Annotated in this window: 19 protein-coding genes; 4 read left to right on the top strand and 15 right to left on the bottom strand. The window is 46.7% G+C overall.

Going from position 1 to position 21,450, the window contains the following annotated elements:
* The first annotated feature begins 55 nt into the window (after positions 1 to 55).
* A complete protein-coding gene (locus ACAN54_RS07070; protein WP_379152357.1) occupies positions 56 to 949 on the top strand; it encodes a helix-turn-helix domain-containing protein in 894 nt (297 codons plus the stop codon).
* 38 nt (positions 950 to 987) lie between these two features.
* On the opposite strand, the gene ACAN54_RS07065 is transcribed toward ACAN54_RS07070, so the two are convergent.
* The 5 genes from ACAN54_RS07065 to ACAN54_RS07045 all read right to left on the bottom strand — a co-directional run bounded on the left by ACAN54_RS07065 (position 988) and on the right by ACAN54_RS07045 (position 5,472).
* A complete protein-coding gene (locus ACAN54_RS07065; protein ID WP_379152354.1) occupies positions 988 to 2,499 on the bottom strand; it encodes a glycoside hydrolase family 43 protein in 1,512 nt (503 codons plus the stop codon).
* A gap of 251 nt (positions 2,500 to 2,750) precedes the next feature.
* Positions 2,751 to 2,879: a DUF6254 family protein gene (locus ACAN54_RS07060; RefSeq protein ID WP_379152351.1), complete on the bottom strand. Its 129-nt coding sequence runs from the start codon at positions 2,877 to 2,879 to the stop codon at positions 2,751 to 2,753.
* Positions 2,880 to 2,980: 101 nt separating this feature from the next.
* Entirely contained in the window at positions 2,981 to 3,961 is a 981-nt protein-coding gene (locus ACAN54_RS07055) for an aldo/keto reductase (protein ID WP_379152348.1), read from the bottom strand.
* A gap of 32 nt (positions 3,962 to 3,993) precedes the next feature.
* A complete protein-coding gene (locus tag ACAN54_RS07050) occupies positions 3,994 to 4,389 on the bottom strand; it encodes a cupin domain-containing protein (RefSeq protein ID WP_379152345.1) in 396 nt (131 codons plus the stop codon).
* A gap of 174 nt (positions 4,390 to 4,563) precedes the next feature.
* Positions 4,564 to 5,472 (bottom strand): ArsR/SmtB family transcription factor, encoded by a 909-nt coding sequence (locus ACAN54_RS07045; protein ID WP_379152341.1) that lies wholly within the window; start codon positions 5,470 to 5,472, stop codon positions 4,564 to 4,566.
* A 173-nt stretch (positions 5,473 to 5,645) separates the two neighbouring features.
* Here ACAN54_RS07045 and ACAN54_RS07040 point away from each other — a divergent pair, with 173 nt between their 5' ends.
* Complete coding sequence (locus ACAN54_RS07040; RefSeq protein WP_379152338.1) at positions 5,646 to 7,166, top strand: glycoside hydrolase family 43 protein; 1,521 nt, start codon at positions 5,646 to 5,648, stop codon at positions 7,164 to 7,166.
* A gap of 113 nt (positions 7,167 to 7,279) precedes the next feature.
* On the opposite strand, the gene ACAN54_RS07035 is transcribed toward ACAN54_RS07040, so the two are convergent.
* The 7 genes from ACAN54_RS07035 to ACAN54_RS07005 form a co-directional block, all read right to left on the bottom strand.
* On the bottom strand, positions 7,280 to 7,588 hold the full coding sequence (locus ACAN54_RS07035; protein ID WP_379152336.1) for a hypothetical protein: 309 nt from the start codon (positions 7,586 to 7,588) through the stop codon (positions 7,280 to 7,282).
* A gap of 149 nt (positions 7,589 to 7,737) precedes the next feature.
* A complete protein-coding gene (locus tag ACAN54_RS07030; RefSeq protein ID WP_379152333.1) occupies positions 7,738 to 8,481 on the bottom strand; it encodes an amino acid ABC transporter ATP-binding protein in 744 nt (247 codons plus the stop codon).
* 15 nt (positions 8,482 to 8,496) lie between these two features.
* Positions 8,497 to 9,156, bottom strand: a complete 660-nt coding sequence (locus tag ACAN54_RS07025) for an amino acid ABC transporter permease (protein WP_379152330.1) — start codon at positions 9,154 to 9,156, stop codon at positions 8,497 to 8,499.
* Positions 9,157 to 9,185: 29 nt separating this feature from the next.
* Positions 9,186 to 9,956, bottom strand: a complete 771-nt coding sequence (locus ACAN54_RS07020; RefSeq protein ID WP_379152327.1) for an amino acid ABC transporter substrate-binding protein — start codon at positions 9,954 to 9,956, stop codon at positions 9,186 to 9,188.
* A 215-nt stretch (positions 9,957 to 10,171) separates the two neighbouring features.
* Complete coding sequence (locus tag ACAN54_RS07015; RefSeq protein ID WP_379152324.1) at positions 10,172 to 15,019, bottom strand: S-layer homology domain-containing protein; 4,848 nt, start codon at positions 15,017 to 15,019, stop codon at positions 10,172 to 10,174.
* A gap of 182 nt (positions 15,020 to 15,201) precedes the next feature.
* Complete coding sequence (locus ACAN54_RS07010) at positions 15,202 to 15,663, bottom strand: RrF2 family transcriptional regulator (RefSeq protein ID WP_379152321.1); 462 nt, start codon at positions 15,661 to 15,663, stop codon at positions 15,202 to 15,204.
* A 15-nt stretch (positions 15,664 to 15,678) separates the two neighbouring features.
* Positions 15,679 to 16,572, bottom strand: a complete 894-nt coding sequence (locus tag ACAN54_RS07005) for a LysR family transcriptional regulator (RefSeq protein WP_379152319.1) — start codon at positions 16,570 to 16,572, stop codon at positions 15,679 to 15,681.
* Between the two features lie 114 nt (positions 16,573 to 16,686).
* Here ACAN54_RS07005 and ACAN54_RS07000 point away from each other — a divergent pair, with 114 nt between their 5' ends.
* Positions 16,687 to 18,069: an MFS transporter gene (locus tag ACAN54_RS07000; RefSeq protein ID WP_379152315.1), complete on the top strand. Its 1,383-nt coding sequence runs from the start codon at positions 16,687 to 16,689 to the stop codon at positions 18,067 to 18,069.
* A 4-nt stretch (positions 18,070 to 18,073) separates the two neighbouring features.
* Here ACAN54_RS07000 and ACAN54_RS06995 read toward each other — a convergent pair whose 3' ends face one another.
* The 3 genes from ACAN54_RS06995 to ACAN54_RS06985 form a co-directional block, all read right to left on the bottom strand.
* The gene (locus ACAN54_RS06995) at positions 18,074 to 18,430 is read right to left on the bottom strand and encodes an MmcQ/YjbR family DNA-binding protein (protein ID WP_379152312.1); all 357 of its coding nucleotides are present in this window, start codon (positions 18,428 to 18,430) and stop codon (positions 18,074 to 18,076) included.
* Between the two features lie 102 nt (positions 18,431 to 18,532).
* Entirely contained in the window at positions 18,533 to 19,531 is a 999-nt protein-coding gene (locus tag ACAN54_RS06990) for a histidinol phosphate phosphatase domain-containing protein (protein WP_379152309.1), read from the bottom strand.
* A gap of 37 nt (positions 19,532 to 19,568) precedes the next feature.
* On the bottom strand, positions 19,569 to 20,468 hold the full coding sequence (locus tag ACAN54_RS06985; RefSeq protein WP_379152306.1) for a metallophosphoesterase family protein: 900 nt from the start codon (positions 20,466 to 20,468) through the stop codon (positions 19,569 to 19,571).
* Between the two features lie 250 nt (positions 20,469 to 20,718).
* Here ACAN54_RS06985 and ACAN54_RS06980 point away from each other — a divergent pair, with 250 nt between their 5' ends.
* Positions 20,719 to 21,432 carry a YwiC-like family protein gene (locus ACAN54_RS06980; protein WP_379152303.1) on the top strand — a complete coding sequence of 238 codons (714 nt, stop codon included), beginning with the start codon at positions 20,719 to 20,721 and terminating at the stop codon, positions 21,430 to 21,432.
* Positions 21,433 to 21,450 lie beyond the last annotated feature (18 nt).

The raw sequence follows: 21,450 nt of genomic DNA, 5'->3' as shown, positions 1-21,450 counted from the left end.
AAGTCACAAAATAGCATAATATAGACATGATTAATAACGGAGCGGGTGCTTTCATTTGAGTGATGTCTATCTTAACTGGTTCACAACCGATGAGCAGTTTCCATTTTTCATTCAGTACGGAGGACATGATGAAGAAATGTCCCTTCATAAACATGTGGATTTCTCTGAGCTGGTCATCGTATTGAATGGTCATGCTACACATATCGTTAACAATGAGGAATCTTTTATCAAGAAAGGCAATGTATTTGTCTTGAACGGCGGGACCCATCATGCCTACAAAGCCCCGCACGAATTCAAAATTTGTAATGTAATGTACAAGCCGGATATGTTGAAGTCTGCCGGACAGGATCTGCGCTCCCTAGATGGTTATCAGGCACTTTTCATTCTGGAACCTTTCTATCGCAGCATCAATACGTACAAAAGCAAATTGAACATGTCCATTGCAAGCCTTGAATATGTTACAGCGCTGGTATCAGTTATGATCAAAGAATATGAAGCGAAGCAACAAGGTTATCAGACCATGCTTGCTTCCCGGTTCATGGAGCTTGTGGTGTACCTGTCCAGGCAATACGATCATCAGGAGAAGGGCGTAGCCAACAGTCTGATGCATCTGGCCAGTGCAATCTCTTACATCGAGGATCATTACCTGGATCAAGTAGCACTGGAGGAGATTGCATCCAAAGCGGATATTTCCGTCAGACATTTAAACCGGATCTTCCAGTCGTATTACCGGACCACACCCATTGCTTATCTGCACCGGCTCCGTTTGGAACGGGCCTGCACACTACTTAAGCAAACCAATCGTTCCATTACGGATATTTCTTACGAGTGCGGTTTTAACGATAGCAATTACCTCACACGCCAATTCAAAAAAAGCTACGGCATGACTCCAAAAGCATTTCGTAAGATGCAAGAATCACAGCAGCATCCGGTATTCTCTGAACATTAAGGCTTGCTCAGGCAGAAGGAACTTACAATCCACAGAACCTATTCGATTGGCTCATAGTGAAACCAGTCATATAGCGCAGGGGTGGGATTCTCCGCATCCGATGTAGCATACATAGCTGCCATTACACCAACAAAACCGCCAGCGACTTCGGTAGAGAGAAGATGTGTTTCTCCCCATCCCATTTCTATGGTGCCAGACTGTGAAGAACGGAACGATGCCACGAATCTTTCGGGTTGCGCTTGAAACTGCAGCTCAATGGCTCCTTCAGGACATTCACGCTGCTCCACCATCTGCATGGAGCCGACTGTCCGGCGGAAGATCAGCTGCTTGCGGCCCTGAATGAATTTTACAGCCAGATCGTAATGATGCTTTTCGTCCATGTACATCGTTAACCCCGCTTCTTCTCCGTCGTGCTGAGGATCGAATTCGAGCTTAGCCACCACTGTACAGGAAAAGTGACACAGGCGGCGACCTACAAAAGCAGGAGCCAGGGCCTCATTTAAGGTTGCCGCTTGTCCAAGCAAGACAAGATAACCCGGTCGCTGCGTCAAAGACCAGCTGCCCTCCACAGGGTTACGCAAGAATGTCCATCTCATATCCAGCTGGGTATCTTCAAAGTCGTCTCTGGGCGGTTTTTCCGGCCATAACACTTGGGGCAGCTTCGGAGCATCCATCACAGGCTCGATATGGGTGCCATTGCCTACGATAGGCCAACCATCAGATGTCCAGCTCACGGGTGCCAGAAAAACCTCTCTTCCCAGGTGATGTCCCATAGGGTAGGATACCGTTCTTATTCCTAGGCACACCGCCCACCATGAACCGTCATGAGCTTCAATTAAATCGGCATGGCCCGTTGCATATATACCGTTTGCCATACTTCTATTCGTTAAAATCGGATTGTTAGGGCAAGGTTCAAAGGGGCCATAAGGATGATCACTTCTTGCAATCGTCTCCATATGGCCATATTCGGTTCCCCCTTCGGCGATCATCAAATAATATTGCCCATGGATTTTGTATAAATGAGGCCCTTCAGGATGAGCACCACCAGTACCTTTCCAAATCAAGCGGCTCTCTGACAGTCTGTCGCCGGTCTCCATATCGATCTCACATTGATAGATGCCATCTCCTTCAGCGCCAGTAGTTGGAGACTGGAGATATACACGGCCGTCATCGTCGAACAATAGAGAAGGATCAATGCCGCCCTGGGCAACTTTCACAGGCTCCGACCAGGGGCCTTCAGGGTTCTGAGCCTTGACAAAAAAACTCCCGCCCCCGCTGACATTGGTAGTCACCATATAAAACCAGCCGTTGTGGTAACGGAGTGTCGGTGCGTAGATTCCACCTGAACTCCATGCACCCGTTAGGGGAAGTTGATGCTCTGTGGTGAGACAATGACCGATCTGCCGCCAATGAACCAGGTCTTTACTGTGAAAGATAGGAACACCGGGAAAATATTCAAACGAACTTGTGACTAAATAGTAATCGCTGCCAACACGGCAAATACTCGGGTCAGGATGAAAACCCGGTATTACGGGATTGGTATATTTCATGAATCCGCACTCCTGTCAGTTATTAATACAGATGCCAATCCTCTGTTCACTTCACATTGTAGTATAATTCCACTTTGCCATACCTTCATTTTCAAGTCATAGGTATAGCATAATCTAGTCATTGCAATTCTTATAAAAAAATCGCCCCTGGGTTAAATGGAAGTGTGACCACCATTTTACAAGGAGCGAGTTCTGAGCAGATTCAATGAAGAAAGACTGCCGGCATATTAGTCCGACAGTCTTTCTTATTCTTAAAACGCAGTATGCTTCTCATCATATTCGCTGGACAAGGTCTTAAGCGATTTGATTTTACCATGGGGGTGCTGATCTTGCTTTCGTGACTTCCAGGCTGCTTCTTTTCTTCTCATCTGGTGAGCCATACAAGAATCCTCCTCGGGAAACTGAGATGTATACTACATCCTTAGGATGGCATTCCCGGGCTGAGTTCATTCATGTTCTGATAAGGAAGCATGTCGCTGTATTACTGAGCACCGACTATTGGATGCGGAATATATAGTTCTTCAAGGAATGAAATTTCTTCAGGTGTTAATTTCACCGACAGAGCACCTACTGCATCTTCGAGTTGAGATAGCTTCGTTGCGCCTATAATAGGAGCAGCTACAGATTCCTTCTGCAGCAGCCAGGCAAGCGCAATATGAATACGGGGAACGCCAAGCTTGTCTGCAAGTGACGCTACACGCTGAACGATCAACCGGTCTGCTTCTGCTGTAGAATCGTATTTTGCTTTTTGAATCAGATCGGTATCCGATCGGTGTGTGCTTTCTGAACCATTACGGATCAGTCTTCCTGATGCAAGTGGACTATAAGGAGTCACCGCAATTTTGTGATCTTTACAGAGCGGCATCATCTCCCTTTCCTCTTCACGGTAGATCAGATTAAGATGATTCTGCATGGATACAAAACGCGTCCAGCCATGCTTCTCTGCTACATGCAAAGCCTTTTGAAATTGCCAAGCGTACATGGCAGAAGCACCGATATATCGGGCTTTTCCGGACTTCACAACATCGTGTAGCGTTTCCATGGTTTCTTCGATTGGCGTATTGTAGTCCCAGCGGTGGATGATATATAGATCTACATAATCAGTCCCTAGCCGCTTCAAGCTTTTGTCGATTTCGCTCATAATGGCCTTTCGGGAAAGCCCCCCACCGTTTGGTCCTTGATGCATACGTCCCCAGACCTTAGTGGCAAGCACAATTTCATCCCGGTCGGCATAATCCTTCAATGCCCGTCCTATAATCTCTTCACTGGTTCCGTTTGCATAGACATTCGCTGTATCAAAAAAATTGATTCCGAGGTCCAGAGCTTTTTGGATGATTGGACGACTGTTTTCCTCATTAAGCACCCATTGATGCCCTCCTGGCAGCACATCTCCAAAACTCATACAACCCAGACATATCCGCGAGACGTCCATACCAGTATTGCCAAATTTGACATATTCCACAGATCAAACCTCCAATTCCGTTACGTACATTCCTACAGTTTCTCATACCATTCATCATCGACCGGTTCAAACCAATCCGTGGGTCCTGGGGTCATGGCCAGGTGAACAAACCAGCTGTCCTTTGTGGCACCATGCCAATGCTTCACGTGAGGCGGAATATTGACTACATCACCTGTTGTGAGTGCACGGGCGGGTTGGCCTTCTTCCTGATACCAGCCATTGCCGCCGGTGACTAACAGGACTTGTCCAACCTGATGAGCATGCCAGTTGTTACGGCCCCCCGGAGCAAAGGTTACATTTCCGATCGCGGTATTTAGTGGTGCTGGATCTGTAAACACCATTTGCAGATAGGCGTCACCTGTAAAGTTTGTTTTCACCTTCTCCCCTAACGGAAAAATAGTACTATTGCTGAGCTGTTCATTTTTCATGATGGATTCCTTCTTTCAATGGATAGATTGATGGTTTTAGGCTCTATTATAGATTTACCCTCTTTAGGTATTCGCGTCTATTATTATAAAGAAATTAAAGGGCTTGCCTATTGTTAAAACCATCCGATTTGTTCATTAATGAATGGAATTAATGAATTTGTTCATTATCAGCCATCACTCGCTAAGGTATACACGAATCACAATATCCTGGTCATGATTGCCGAATCCCGCTCCATAGAGCGTCAATCCCCCTACATTTACGGAATCCTCTTCAACCGCAAAACGAAGTGTCCAGAATTGTTCTTTTAACTTGATATCAACAATAGTCACATCCGACATCCACTCTCCATCTATATACGTACCTGAAGCATCAATGCGAATCGTCTTCAATAATCCGTATTGGTTCACATTTCGATGCCACCACTTTGGTGTATAGATGCCACGCGCGGCTCTTCCGAAGTCTGCCGGGCTTGTCCATATTCCAAGTGCTACACCGTTAAAAGTGAACCGGATATCCGATGGCCAATGATCTCGCAGACCTGGGGCTTCAGAAGCAATCTCCATGGAAATTTCGATAGCCTCTGGGGTTTGCTCAGGAAGCAAGTAGTTAGGCGTTTTATATTCTACGTAGCCTTTTCCAAACCACAGAATGGCAGCCTGAACCCGCTCGGGATCGAGAAAATAGCGCGGATCGTCCCAGACTCCGATTTCTTTCTCATGGGTGCCAAGCCCGCAGGTAGGATGAACATCAAAAGCGGTATAATGACCGACTGAAATCGTCTGTTCTCTGATCCTCGAAGTTCGGTTGGCGGAGGGCAGCTCGATCTCGATGCTTTTTTGCTTGAGGAAACACATTTTATGCGTTCCTCCGTCTATCCGAACCCTGCGGCTCCCGATTAATTCGGCCTGCTCGAGTTTGCGAATGTGCATGGTGACGATGGAAGGGCTCAGTTCCAGCTTTGACGCGATGTCTTTGACATTCATTTCACTGCCGGCAATCAAATCCATAATTCTCCACCTGACTTCACTAGCCAGCGCTTCATATAATGCAATATATTTCGGTTCCCCGTTCGCTTTTAGCATGGACATCTTCTCCTGACGAATATCTACTGAAATCACATATATATTATTTCATTAAATATACTACAAACCCTAAACCTACTTCTATTGAAAGTAATTGATCAATAGTGTTTAATTCTTATAGCAATCAATTGATTGAAATCATATATATATGAATTTATTATGAGGTGGATCTTATGAGATACAACAATCCGGTTATCAAAGGCTTTTATCCTGACCCCAGCGTATGCAAAGTAGATAGTACCTATTATCTGGTATGCAGTTCGTTTCAGTATTTCCCCGGCGTTCCGATTTTCGAAAGTCAGGACCTGATTAATTGGACCCAAATCGGTCATTGTCTAACCCGGAAGAGCCAGATTCAATTGGACAGTGTGGGTAGCTCTGGAGGGGTCTTTGCCCCCACTCTGCGATACAACCACGGCCGGTTCTACATGACCACCACCAATGACACTACTCATCAGAACTTCTATGTCTGGACGGATGATATTTACGGGGAATGGTCTGAACCGATTAATGTCGATCAAGGGGGCATCGATCCGGATTTATATTTTGAAGACGGTAAATCATATTTCATGAGCAATGGAACTGACGATTATGGTATCCCCGGGATTGTCCAATGCAAAATTGAAATTGAATCCGGACGCAAACTGTCACCAAGCCGTTCTGTCTGGCAAGGTTCGGGCGGCCGCTATCTGGAAAGCCCTCATCTATACAAAATAAACGGAAGATATTATCTGATGGCAGCTGAAGGCGGGACCGAATATGGCCACATGGTTACTTATGCGCGGGGTGATTCACCTTCCGGCCCGTTCGAAGCTTATGCCAATAATCCTGTTTTGACCAATCGGAACTTAGGGGGTTATGAGCTCCAAGGCGTTGGCCACGGTGATCTGATTCAGGACCACGAAGGGAATTGGTGGCTCTTGCATCTGGGTTTCCGTCAGACCGGTCAATATCTTACTTATCACCACTTGGGACGTGAAGTATTCCTGACCCCGATCACCTTTGGCGAAGACGGATGGTTTACGGCGGGTCACCAAGGTACTACTCTGTTAAGTTTCGAGACGGATCGGATCGCGGACACAGTCAGCCAACAGGAGAAAAAGGTCTTTAACTTCGAGAACACAGATTGGAACCTGGACTGGGTTTATCTGCGTCATCCGGCTAAGGAGCATTATCAGTTAGAAGCCGATAAGATTAAGCTGCAGGGAACCGGAGTATCGCTGGATTTGCCGGCATCCCCAACCTTCATAGGCATCCGTCAAAAGGACTTCAATGCGGTAATTACATGCGAAGTCAGCCTTACCAGCGGCGAAGCCGGCATTACTGTGTATATGGACGAAAACCACCATTATGATCTGGCACTGCGTGGACAACAACAGGGATACGAAGTCATTGAACGCCTAAATATCGGAGACATTAAATCCATTGAAAAAGCATTGGTTCTGGAGCAAACTAATCAGGCTACATTGATTATCAAATCTACGCCAACTCACTATCGCTTTTATGTTCAGATCAAGGGTACAGAAACTTTCCTTGGAGCTGCGCAAACCAGATACCTTTCTTCAGAAGTAGCAGGAGGATTTACAGGTGTACTGATCGGATTGTATGCGGTTGGAGATACCCCTGATTCCCATGCGGTTTTTACAGGTTTTAACTGTGAGTATTTAACTGCTGATTCCCCTAAAGAGGACTGAATCTTTAAATAATTGTCTCCCATATTTAATCTCCAGGAAACAACGAAAAGGCATCCGCCACTTGAGCGTATGCCTTCTTGTTATGCACTATACTTCACTGATTGATTCTAGGTTCACCCCTCCACTATATCCGCCCGCAGATCCGTTGCAATTTCAATCATTTTGGGAACAATAGCTTCATTGGATACCGCTACATATAAATCTCCCATATAAAGGCGGAAAGGAATCTCCATACCTCCAGATTTCCACATAAAAAAATCTCCGTCGATAGACATCGTGCTATCTGCTCCTTGAATCGTAAGAACCTGCGAGTACGAAAAGTCAGAGATGGATGCAAAGTATTGTTTACACTCTTCCAAGGAGATGCTGTGCTCCCCATTGTTTTCTTGCATGGATCGGGTAATACGAAAACGCTGATTCATTAATATGCCTCCAAATGTGCTTTATTAATTCTCCATGGATAAAACATTATTTTCTCATTTCCTAAGCCTGCTGTCAAAACCATAAGAACCTTCACCGAACAAAAAAAAGCGCACAGCTTCCGCTGTGCACTCTTCTAATTCCATTTCATCTAATCCTGATTCAGAAAGGTCCGGGTCCGCTCTAGTTGCGGATTGCCAAAAATCTCCTCTGGAGTTCCCGATTCGGCAATTTCCCCATTGTCCATGAAGAATACACGGTCCGCCACATCGCGGGCAAAGTTCATCTCATGGGTGACGATAATCATCGTCATATTCTCCTCCGCAAGCTGACGGATGACACGCAGCACCTCACCGGTCAGTTCGGGATCAAGCGCCGACGTCGGCTCGTCAAACAGGAGAATGTCCGGATTCAGCATCAGTGCTCTGGCGATAGCCACCCGCTGCTTCTGTCCGCCTGACAGCATGGAGGGATATACGTCTGCTTTGTCAGCAAGACCTACCTTGGAGAGCAGCTCCATACTTTTGGAAGTTATCGCCTCAATACTCTCACGCTTCAGCGTTCTAGGTGCAAGCTCCAGGTTGCCCCTGACAGTCAGATGCGGGAACAGATTAAAGTGCTGAAATACCATGCCCATGGTCGAGGTGATTTCTCTAATGTCGGCACCACTGGCGTATTTCCCATCCTCAACGAGCGGCTTGCCGTGGATAAAGATGCTTCCACCGGTAACCTCCTCAAGATGCACAAGACTGCGCAGCATGGTGCTTTTGCCGGAGCCAGAAGGTCCGATCACCGCAACGACTTCGCCAGGGTTAACGTCAAATGTAATCTTTTTTAGCACATCGAGACTGCCGAAAGATTTCTGCAATTGCTGTACTTCAATCATCCTACTCATAGCCAAACAGTCCTTCTACTCAAATTTGAAACGTTTCTCCAGTGCCTTGAAGAATAGCGTAAGCACCAGTGTCATCAATAAATAAATTACGCCGGCCACTACAAAAGGAGTCACCGTAAAATCACGGTTCACCGCCGTCTTCGCGAAATTCAACAGTTCAGGTACGGCTACGGCATACAGCAGAGCAGTGTCCTTCACCAGAGTGATCGATTCATTCGCTACCGCAGGCAGTGCCACCCGGAACATTTGGGCCAGAATCACCTTACGGAGGGTCTGCCATTTGCTGAGTCCGAGAACCTTGGCTGCTTCATGTTGACCTTTATCAATCGAGAGCATCCCACCGCGGAAGATTTCGGCAAAATAAGCACCATAATTAAGAATAAAACCCAGGCAGGCTGCAACAAAACGGTCCATCACCAGATACTGTCCAATGACGGGAATCTGCGGCAGGCCGAAGCAGAAGAACAGCAGCTGCAGCAAAAGTGGAGTTCCGCGCATGACGTAAATATAGCTTTGTGCAATCCAGGCCAGCGGCTTGATGGCACTTTTGGCCATCAGTGTGACCAGCATCCCGAGCGGAATGGACAGTAATATCACTATCAGGAATAGCAATACGGTCGTCCGCGCACCCTCCAGCATCGGTCCGGAAATCTTAATAATATAGTCAATATCCATGTTTTCACCTGACTCCTAAAGGAAACAATCTAGTTAAGTACTTTGTTCTCACCAAACCACTTTGTTGAAATTTCAGCAGCCGTTCCGTCACTGCTCAGTTCATCCAGAGCCTTCTGCAGCTCAGTCAGCAGGGCTTCATTGCCTTTCTTAATCCCTACACCGTATTGCTCAGGAGCTAACGATTCATCCAACAGTTTGTAAGTGTCTGGCTCCTTGGACATATAATATCTTGCCACCACTTCATCTATGACGACACCATCCAGACGTCCCGACTTCAGATCCGTCAAAGCTAACACATTATCCGTAAATTCGGATACCTCTTTAAGTTCTGCCTTAATCGGGCTGGCATCCAGGGCATCAGCAGCTGACGAAAGACTTTGTAGTCCCACTTTTTTTCCGGCCAGATCTGCCAGCTTCAACAGCGGCGAATCTGCAAGCACAACAACAACTTGACTGTTCTCCAAATAAGGTTTGGTGAATAACACTTTCTCCTTGCGCTCGTCCGTAATGGTGTACCCGTTCCAGATCATATCAATACGTCCGCTGTTCAGCTCCGATTCCTTGGCTGACCAGTCAATCGGCTGGAAGGTCACTTCTTTGCCCATTTTCTCAGCTGCCGCTTTCGCATAGTCAATATCAAAACCGACAATTTCATTATTGTCATCTCTAAAGCCCATAGGGGCAAACTTATCATCAATACCGATCACCAGCTTACCATCATTGCCTCCAGAACTGGAGCAGCCTGCTATCACAGCAATAGCCATAACTACCAATAGAACGAATATTCCTTTTCTCTTCATCTCTCTAATCCCCCTAGTAGATAACACATTGTAACATGTGCTTTAGTTCGGTAACACGTTATCAGTTTATCATGATAACATATCATGTGAGCTGCGTCGATAGAGAAGACAAACACTTATGTGTCAATATTAATTCGTTTTCTTCATAGGAATTATTTGTTTTTGGCATACAATAAGCCCCCGGGCAACAGCCTGGGGGCTTATTGTATATTCTTTTAATTATTAATGAAACGTATCCAACGTTCTTCCATGTCATTAACACGAGTGGATTCATGGGAATGGGATGCTTCCTCTATTTGCGCATAACTCCAGTCGCTCTTCGAAGTATCGGGCCAGGTAGGATCGAAATCACCTGTGAGTCCTCCGCGCTTCAATACCTTGTTCATGGCAACCACCGCTTCTGCCCGAGTCAGATTATCTTGCGGATGGAACTTGCCGTCCGTGCCCCCAATCATGATCCCTTCTGTCTTCAGTTCTTCAGCGGCATATTTAGCCCAATGACCGGCCGTGTCGCTATAGGTCAACGGTAATTCGCTGCTCGCAGTTTTACCCTTGAAGGCCAGAATGACCGCAGCCATCTCTCCCCGGCTGATAGACTTCTCGGGGTGGAAGAGTCCATCCGGATAACCTTTCATTATCCCCGTATCCTTCATAAGTTGAATTCCTGATGATGCCCAGTGAGTGGTCTTCACATCAGGGTAAGGCTTGACGGTTATCTTCTCCTGGGTTGTTCCAAGCAAGCGTGTCAATATAGCGGCCATTTCAGCCCGTGTAATGGAGTGGCCTGGCTTGAAGGTACCATCCGGGTATCCGTTGATGTACTTGTTATGAATCATACTGTTCAGGATCTCCAGTGTGAAGGATTCAAGACTTTTAGACTGTACTGTGCTGGCGCTTGATGGAGCCTTGTATTCAATACGAATGAGCATTCCTGCCTGAATGGGTTCACCGAGTGTCAGAACCAGCCGCTTATCGGCGGTAATCTCTGCATTCTGAACCTGGACAGGTTTGCCGGCAATCGTTACGGTTAACCCTTCAGTCGATAGAGTTCCCGCTGCAAGGGGCTGATCCAGCTTCAGCTCCAGCTGATGATCTATAAGACTGACGGTACCCGTGGTTACTTTTACCTTCTCAGGGAACACAGGGGTTGATGAACCCATTGGTGAACCCGAAGATGGATCCGCTGTTGGAGCAGCTGTCGGAACGGCTGTCGGAGCGGCTGTCGGAGCAGCTGTCGGAACCGGTGTTGGCACAGGATCAGTGACCTGAAAGAAACTAAAGGTACTGAATTTATCAATCGTAAATTTCAACCCTGTAGCTGCACCATTACTAGTAATAATCTCACCGGGAATGGAGTTCGGGCCCGTTCCTCTGACAATGGCTTCCGAACCATCCGAGTGCTGGATAAAGACGCGTAAGGAGTCAAGATACAGCTGGCGTTGTGTGGGATCGCTTGGTATCGAAAGATAGGTCAAAGGCAGTGTTACTTCAGTAGCGAATCCCGAATAATTAGTTTCAATTTCGCGTGGAATATCGAGCATTCGAATGTCTTTACTTCCAGCCTCCGCTCTTACCAGGGGATTCTGCAGAGTATCGTTAAAGATCGTCTGGCGTGTCGTCTCTGCCCGAACCGGAACAATCCGGAAAAAGAGATCGATGCCGGAGCTCTTTGCTTGAGCGACGGAAGCTGCCGGGAGCCGGACAGATCCTTCCGGGGTTGTAAGTTGAACTGCCTGATTATTGAGCTTGTCCAGAGCATCTACTGGAATCTCCATGGTGATTTCATCGGAACGCTCAGAGGTATCCCCATTCGGTTTATCATTAAACTGCATCTCCAGATCTGCTCCGGGTCCGATGGCGAGCAACAGTTTATCCATAGAAGTGGAAGATACAATCAGTTTGTCAATACGGCTGCCGTCCGACAAGGTGGTGCGGTTAATCAGAATCGGGATTTCTTTATCATTTACTTTGATGTTGCTGTCATTACGTGGACTTGTCGTTTTTGTTTCTGCAACATTTGTACTCTTGACGATCAGCAGAAAACTGCGGGACACATGCATTGCGCCTTTTGCAACGTTGGCCGTCAGAATAACACTTACGTCTTCTGCCTGGCGGTTAACGACCGCCTTGAATTCTCTCCCCTCTGCACTCCCCCAATCAGCAGGAGCATTTTCAATGGATATTACATCCGGCTTGTTAGAAGTCCATGTAATATCAGTATTATATTTACCGTCCTTGAGCAGGAATACAGGCAGTGTTACGCTTTCCCAGATGTCGCCAACACTGTAGCGTATCCATAGGCTTCGTACAGCTTCTTTCAATTGATTCTCATTAATATCAGCAACGTTCACGATCCCCATTGCCTTAACAGAAGCAGTATTGTCCAATCCTTTTGGCAAAGGACCCAAAGTACCTGTAAAGCTATATGCTGCAGCGTAGTTGCCATCGTACACAGGAACAGATTCATCGTCCCACGCAACCGGAACCGCTGCCTTGCTGCCGCCATCCAACGTAACCTCAACTATGGTGCCTAATGCTTCTTTGGCTTTCTCCTTTGTAGTGGAGTATGGCACATTCACGCTGACGTCTTCAGCTGACACGATATTTGTAGTGCCGGGAGGCAACACATGTACTGTCCCGCTTGCGTTAATAGAATTGTTATTATTCACACCCTCCGGCAATGAATTGAAGGTTCCTGCAAAAACATAAGAGCCGGCAACTGAACCGTCATAAGCAGGAACAGAATCTCCGCTCCAAGTGATTGGAACCGTAGCCGTTCCCCCGTCCTCCAGATCCACTGTAACGCTTGACCCAAGTGCACTTTTAGCGTCGTCAATGGTTGTCCCGTAGGGTGCGCTGTAACTCACATTAGTCACTGAAGCGATACTGGTACTACCAATCATGAAGGATGTGGCAGCAGATGCCGTATTCCCAGCTTCATCCGATGTAGTCGCTTCAGCGGTATGGTTGTCTTTTGTCCAATCGGAAGAAGGTGTATAGCTCCAATCACCGATATTATTTGCCGTCACATTCACAATGGTTGCCTGATCCAGATTCAAGCTGACTTCTGCATTAGGTTCAGAAATGCCTGTAATGGAATCACGGACATTCATATGTGAGGCTGCTACCGGGCTGATGACCGAAATAGTAGTGCTGGTCTTCACTAGCGCATGCATAGTAGCCGTGACTGAATTATTGTTGTCTGCTGACACTGTAACGGTATAGTTCTTTCCGCTTATCAACATAAATGTAGAAGGCGTTCTCACAGACCATTTGCCGGAAGTAACTGGCACATTGGACCAAGTATAGGATTGGGACGCATCACTATCATCAGTTATTACGACATCCACAGCGGTGTCCGTTGATCTGCCCCGGAAGACCGGTTCAGTTGTCGTCAGATAAATGTATGGATGTGAGCCGTTCTCGATGCTGACATCCAGCGCACTGACTCCGTAATTGACAATATTGCTGGCCACCTCAGTGCTTCCGTCTGAAGCCACAGCTTTGAACGTATGATAGTTGTTAACCGGTGTGGCTGTAAGCGGCTTATCGATGCTGATCGTCCAGTTGCCGCCTGAATCAGCAATAGTCTGCCTGGAGAGCACATTGTCGATGTACAGTTTGACCGTTTCATCGGGGTTCGCTGTTCCTATAACATTGGGTGTAGTAACATCTGAACGGGTATTATTCGCCGGTGAACTGATCGTGATGTTGCTCTGGAGGAATTTAATCACCTGTACCGCTTTGGCATTGGCATTATCTTCATCTACGGCAACGATCTTGTAAGTTGATCCTGGTGTAGGTTGACTTCCATTTATATAACTTATAGAAGCTATTGACCATATTCCCGGATTTCCAGTTACACCGAGTCTCATAGTTGAAGTCAATAGTGTCTCAGTCGCTAAATTAGGACCCGACAATCGGTATATGGAGAGTAGTACATTTCTGTTACCAGTTGCAGAACGGACAAAGGTCCCTGCAAAGCTGGTCGGAAACTGGTATGTGGAGTAACTAGGATTTCCTGTAATCGTCACTTTGGAGGCACCGATTCCAGTAAGCTGAGATGCGGTAGCCGTATACCCCTTCTCGTTCACCACACTCGCTGTGACCAGATAGGAGAATCCAGTAGCGATACCTGTAATACCTGATATGGACCAGGCATTATTGGTGATCGTCGTTGTTTTGGTAACTGCTGCCCCATTGCCGGAAGTAGGTGCAATAGTCAGAGTCACTGTCTGTCCATTTGCCACATTGGCAGTGGTGCCGGTTACAGATGCAGGGAAAGTTGTGTATGCATCCTGAAGGGCCGGTGCAATCGCTATATTAGGCCGGTAAATTCCGAAGGGAGACAGCTTAGCGTAGTCGCCGTAAGCTTCTTCCTGTCCATCCTTATTGATAACAGCCAGATTGGCCGCCTTGGAGGTAGCGAATGCAAACTTCAGAATAGATGCTGATGTGATACTTGAATCAATAGCTGTTAAGCTAGCTACAGGAATCTGGATATCGAGAAAATAATCACCGTTTGAATCCTCGGTCACCCGGGTGCCGGGTACATTCTTCCCGCTATTGTCAGTCTTATTCACAGCATGTACTACAGAACCGTTGTTATTGGATATATATATATAATCCTCATGAGGGGATTTACCATTAAGCCCAATGACGGCTTTGGTCGCAGTCCCATCGGAAACCTTCACCAGCCAGACGGAAGAGAGATATCCTCCTTTGTCATCCCGCGGGTCCCCTAATAGTCTCATGCGAAAAAACAGATTCGATCCGTCACCTGCTACATAGAACGAAGGAAGATCACCCGCGCCTTTAGATAATCCGCTCATAAAATCAACATCGTCCGGACTTATTCCCGGCTCGTTGGCTGGGTCATTGATTATCTTCCCACTGCTGTCCGTGTAAGCAGTGAAACTGGATGGCCATGGCTGAACGGGTGCATCTTCTGCCTGTATGGACGGCGCTGCCAAGGTAATTGAAGGCTGCGGCATGACCGTCATACAAAATAATAGAATTGCCAAATACATAGCCACTTTTGATGATGATTGCTTAATCCTCATAGTTTTGACCCCTCTTCTGTGTTGTGTTACAACATTCTAGCTGTGTGATCTCTTTCATAGACATAGAGATATTTACAGAATCTCACATATATCTATGAAATACAATCATTATTCGACAGATGCTGTCACTAATTTCACAGAATATTAATAGAGCGAATTATGAGGAGTCCTTAAATGGCCAATTAAGATTGAAGGCTTAATGCCGTTCTTTCCCGCTGAAAGATATCCTGCAGGTCATGCTTATTCAGCAGCAGGTCTTGCAAGGTGTATTCACTAAGCACCTGCAAATAGGCATTGAGCGCTCTGCCAAGCACGCCCTTTAATCCGCATGCTGGAGCGATTGGACAATGATTACCAGCAGGATTGAAGCATTCCACCAGATGGAAATCGTCTTCCATCCGTCGTACCACTTCACCGATGTTAATGAGCTCAGGCGACTGTGCCAGCCGTACTCCGCCTCCTCTGCCTCTTACCGTTTCTATATATCCCGCTTGACCGAGCTCGTGGGAAACCTTCATCAAATGATTTTTCGAAATATGATAAGCATCTGAAATCTCTTGTATCGTCGACAGCCCGCTTCGTTCTTTTGTCCCGAGATACATGAGGATGCGCAAAGAAAAATCAGTATACAGGGTAAGCCTCATCTGATCCACCGTTCCTTAGTTGAAATAATATTGTTCAGACATCGCGCCAAAATACTCCACAACCACTTCACGGAATTCCAGAGCAGCCTGCGAAATATACCGACCTTTGTGCCATAATAGAGCGATTTCCCTTACCAAATCGTGATTATCCACTTGGATATAATGGATGTGTTCCCGTGAGTTCCGTGCACTGCTAGGTATGAAAGCTATGCCAATTCCCGCTTCCACAAGAGCGCTTAACCTTGCAGGTTCATCGCCCTCATATACATATTGGGGTATAAATCCAGCTGATTCGCAAACAGTGTCCACTAAATCGCGAGTGCCGTAACCTCTCCTTACACCGACAAACCATTCGTCCTTTAGCTCTATCAAGGATATCCTTTTTCGATTTGCCAGATGATGCCCCTTAGGAACAGCGACAACGATCGGGTCAATGCATACGATTTGACATTCTATATCATCCCCTTGTATCGGAGGTGAAGACAAGCATACATCGATAGCTCCACTAAGAAGAAGTGTAACCATTTCCTGCGTGGCAAGCATTTGTACATGAAAAAGAACAGAAGGCATCTTTTTCCGAAACTCCCGAAGGATACTTGGCAACATGCTTGCGGCGGTCACCGCCAATTCCAGGGTGCTATGTTCCAGATTGGCAAGATCCTTAATCTCCTGCTTGCCTTGTTCTAATTCAAACAAAGCCCTTTCAGCACGACGGAGGAATCTGCTTCCGAAATCATTCAACCGCAGTCTTCTTCCGGTCCGGTCAAATAAGGGAACACCCAAATCCTCCTCCAGGCGGGCAATCGTTTTGCTCAGAGAGGATTGTGTAACATGCAGACTTCGTGCAGCTTCAGTAACATGTTCCAACCGGGCTACAGCAACAAAATACTGCAATTGAAGAAGTTCCATTGGCCAACCTCCATTCATTCCCTTAAGTCAATGAAATCATAACATAGAATGCGTTGGAGTAAATACATGATGTCAAGTAGGATATGATTATAACAATTTGGGGAGGTACTCACAATGAATTCGCGTAGCTGGTGGTTAATGATATCCGTGGGACTGGGGATTCTCTTGAATCCACTAAACTCTTCGATGGTCTCGGTGGCGATTCCAAGGCTGCAAAATGTGTTTCAGCTAGATTTCACAAAGGTTTCTTGGGTTATCTTTTCATTCTACATAGCGAGTGCTGTCGCTCAACCTGTCATGGGTAAGGCCAGTGATTTATTCGGCCGTAGAAAAATATTCCTTACCGGGCTATGCGTATCCTTCGCTGCCTCATTCTTAGCTGCGCTATCCCCAAGCTTTGGGTGGCTTATCGTGTTTCGAATTTTGCAATCCGTTGGAACAAGCATGATGGTTGCCGTTGGAATGGCCATTGTACGAGTTCATATCACAGAGAAGCAAGCTACCGCACTTTCTGTTTTGTCCATATTCCTATCCGGAGCAGCAGCTATTGGGCCCTTTATTGGCGGGGTGTTCATTCACTGGTGGGATTGGCATGCTATCTTTTTCGTCAATATTCCAATTGTAGTGGTTAGCTTTATAATGTCCTGGAAGACGATTCCTAAGGACGATTCGCAAGCAGCCATCGCAAGCAACACGTCTTTTCGGAAATGGGCCCATGTGATTGATGTGTCAGGCATCCTGCTTTTCACAACAGGTCTGGTAGCACTGCTCGTTGGATTACTGTCGGCCAAATCATCCGGTCACATCTCATGGCTAACTATCACTGAAATAGTGATAGGTCTCATGTTAATTTGGGCCTTCATCCGGCATGAATTGCATACGACTTCACCGTTTATTCCTTTGCGTACATTTGCCCATTATCCTGCGATGACTTGGGTCAATATCGAATTCATGCTCGTGAACGTATTGTATTATTCGGTGTTTTTCGGGCTTCCTTCCTATTTGCAAATCGTACGTCATGTCAGCGAATTCCATACAGGGATTCTGATGTTAACTTTAGGATTATGCTCGCTAGTCGTTTCCCCATTGGCAGGGCGTTGGATCGATCACTCAGGAGCAGCCCCGGCACTCTTGGTGTCCGCCATATTCATGACATTGGGATCTGTTGGGATCGTGTCATTGAATCAACATTCGCCGGTTATCAGTGTATGTCTGGCTTTAGCTGCTTTCGGCATAAGTAACGGGTTAAATAATGTTGGTATGCAAGCAGCCATGTTCAAAAGCTCACCGAAAGAAATAATCGGAGTAGCATCAGGGTTGTTTAATACATCCAGATACCTTGGAACGATTCTCTCCTCATTGTTGGTAGGGATCGTCATGGGCGGAAAGTTCAGCTTCGGGGGATTCCGTGTACTAGGGTTGATCCTCACGGGTGTTGCTCTGTCCTTGGTTATCATGAGCCTGCGTCGCCGGAAGTCAGAGCAAACGCAAGCGTAGGAGATTAAGTATCCAGTATCGATTGTTGGAGACTTTTTGAAAGGGTTTTAACAACTAAAAGATAAGAGTGGTCGATCATTGCCAATAGATCAGGCTCTGGCACGGAGCCATCGAGGGTTATGGAATTCCAGTGTTTTTTGTTCATATGGTAACCTGGACGAACGTTTTCATGCTGCTCTCTCAGATTATCCGCAATGACAGGATCACATTTCAGGTTGATAATGGTATGCTTCTCTAAATTCTCAAAGATAAGAGCGAACATTTTACCTTTAACTTTGATCACCAAGGGTTCAGGCCCAAAGGGATATTCCCTAGTCGCCCCCTTTTTCCGCAGACAATATTCGACGATATTCTCTTTCATATGGCTCATCATCTTAGCAACCCCTCATACCGAACTTATGTATCCTTACCTATTATAACAAAACGAGCCTTTCTTCAAAAAGAAAGACTCGCTATTCATTATTCATTCCAGCTTATGCGTGCTCCGTTGCCGGTTGTGGAAAGTTACTATCTCCCTCATGCCCGCCTGCTTCAACAGTTCCAGCTGCAGATCCGTATAACCGCCGAGATCTTCTGGGAAATGCGCATCGGTAGAGGTCGTGAGAAGTACGCCTTTGTCCGCCAATACCGCCAGGAAAGCGGGGCTTGGGCACATCTCCTTAATCGGATAACGGTACACCATTCCAGCGTTGATCTCTGTGGCAGTATCATGTGCAATCAGCAGATCAGCAATCTGCTCATACATAGGCAGTAGCAGCTCTTCATCCGGGCGGTAGTTAAAGGCCTTGAGGTTATCGAGGTGGGCAACAATATCGAACAAACGTGAAGTGACCGCATATCCGACAATCTCGAAGAACCGGGCGTACAGAGCTTCCAGATCGAATTGTTCAAAGTACTTTTGCGTCGCCGGATTGTCAAAACCCCAGCCATCTACAAAATGCACAGAACCGATCACATAGTCATAAGGCTGTTCTGCCAAAATCCCGCTTAGCTCCAGCTCACAGCCGGGAAAATAGTCCGCTTCGATACCAAGACGCAGCTCTATTCCCTCACGCCGCCACTTGTCCTTTTGGAGCTGAATGCATCTTACAAAATCGTCCGAATCCGCCATACACACCTGATCCAGCCACTCTCGCTGCAACCGGCCTATCCAGGTATCATCCAGGATCATATGCTTTTCATAATAGGCTTTATACTTCGTGAACCGGTACAGATGATCGACGATGCCGACGGTGTGCATCCCTCGCTTCTTAGCTTGCTCCAGATACAGGTCCAGCCACTCGGTGGTAAAGGCTCCGCCCGCGATGCGCTGTTCAAGCAGACCGAAGCTATCCTGCATCCAGGACAGTGTATGTGTCTTTTCAGAGCTGCCCTTCATCGTGGTCAGACTCTCCAGCGTACGCTGCAGCCACCTTGGTGAATACGGCCCTTCTTCCAGATGGAGATGGAAATCTACCTTCATTTCGTATACCCTCCTGTTGTCTCTGTCCATGCTTAGGTCAAACTACACCGCCATCCTCCAACCTGATCCATGTCTCGAACCGCCGTTCCCCTTCCTGGAGTCGAATCACCCTTGCTCCGCGCTGCAGGGCCCCGTATGTGTTATGCCCGGTCACCCGGCCATAGGCAAGCGTTATTCCGTGCAGTACGCCTATGTAATCATTGTCATGATCGTGTCCGGCGAAGGTTGCCATCACATCTCCTGCTTCCAGCATGGCCGCGAACCAGCCACTGTTTACTTTGGAGCAGCAGACCATTTCTCCCTTATTCCCGGCTACACTTCCCGATTGCCATACCTCATTGTATTCTGGAATCGGAATATGCATAAATGCCAGCGCAGGCAGCACTTTGCCATTTCTCTCCCGGATCTTAGCAGATTCCTGTGAATACCAGCCGACTTGATCAGGATGAATCCAGGCATACCCGCCGATAGCTGCAGGAGCATATTCACCCGAATCCACGAAATATAGTACCGCAGACTCCCGTTCTTCCGCATGGCTATAGAGGGATAGCACATAATTGCCTGTACCTTGTATTTCTTCCGGTCCCGCTTCAGCCATACATAACTCATATTCTGATAAAATCGCCTGAAGCTCTGCCCTTGTAACCCCCTTCTCCGTATCATGGTTACCATAGATCACGGCAAACGGCGTTCCCGCCTGTGCCGCTACCTCAATTACCCGGCGGAATGTAGCCTTGGGGTCTACCGTATCTGCGCTGTAGATCAGATCGCCAGTGAACACGACCAGATCCGGCTGCTCGGTTTCCAGAATACGCTTCATAAGTTCCAGCGTCCGGGCATCACGCTCCGGCTCGATTCCATCCTGGAGATGGATATCCGTAAACTGCACAATTTTAAAAGTCCCATTCGGATGAAAGGAAAGTCGACGTGTAATCATGTTAAGCCTCCTGAATTCCGGGATCTCATCCCTGTGATGCCCAAGTTGTTCTTTTGTGCTTTTACGTTGTTTTGTGTGGCTTTTATTTTAAAATATCATTAATAGTCAAAGGGATGCAAGCTTTATTTTTATATGTAGGGATAGAACTGGATAATCTGCAACGTGTGTCTGGAATCACTAGAGGGTGCTTCGAAAGATCGTATATTTAAAGTGTCCGGGAAATATGGTATCGCACTGGAGGTAATTATTGTTGAAAAAATATATTCCTAATCAACATGGCGCTTGGGCCATGCTGGTACTCCCTTTTTTGTTCGGAATGGCGGCCTCACAGGCCCTATTCCTTCATATTCCATTGTTCTTGTGCTGGCTGTTCATTTATTTATTCATCTTTCAACTTTTGCAAGGAGTCAAAACGCGACGGTTTGACAGGGTTCTCAAGCCTCTTAAAGTATATGGTCTGCTGCTCCTCCCTTTTGTTATCTATCTGACCGCTGCCAAGCCTAAGCTTCTCTGGTTCGCCCTGCTGGCCCTACCACTTTTTGCTGTAAATCTGTATTATGCCAGAACCAAAAATGAACGTGCGCTGCTCAACGATATCTCAGGGATTCTGCTGTTCTGTCTGATGGTGTTTCCCGTATTTTATGTTGGCGGAGGTACAAGCTGGGAAACAGCTACCGAATTGTTTATCTTGGCGTTACTATATTTTGTAGGGACTGCCTTGTACGTAAAAACGATTATTCGTGAGAAAAACAATCCAAAGTATTATTACGCATCGGTAGTGTATCATAGTCTATTTATACTTATTGGTGTGTTCCTCTTCCCTTCATTAACCTGCCCCCTGCTCCTTCTGCTTGCGCGCGCGGCAAGCCTTCCCAGAACAAAAATCACAGCCAAACGAACCGGAATGCTGGAAATTGTCTTTTCCATTATGCTGTACATATCGGTGATTATCTTCTATTTCTAATTGTTCGGTGAAAATAAA

The organism is Paenibacillus diazotrophicus, assembly GCF_042610465.1.
Note: the sequence above shows the minus strand (reverse complement) of the source record. Positions and strands in the feature narration are given on the sequence as shown.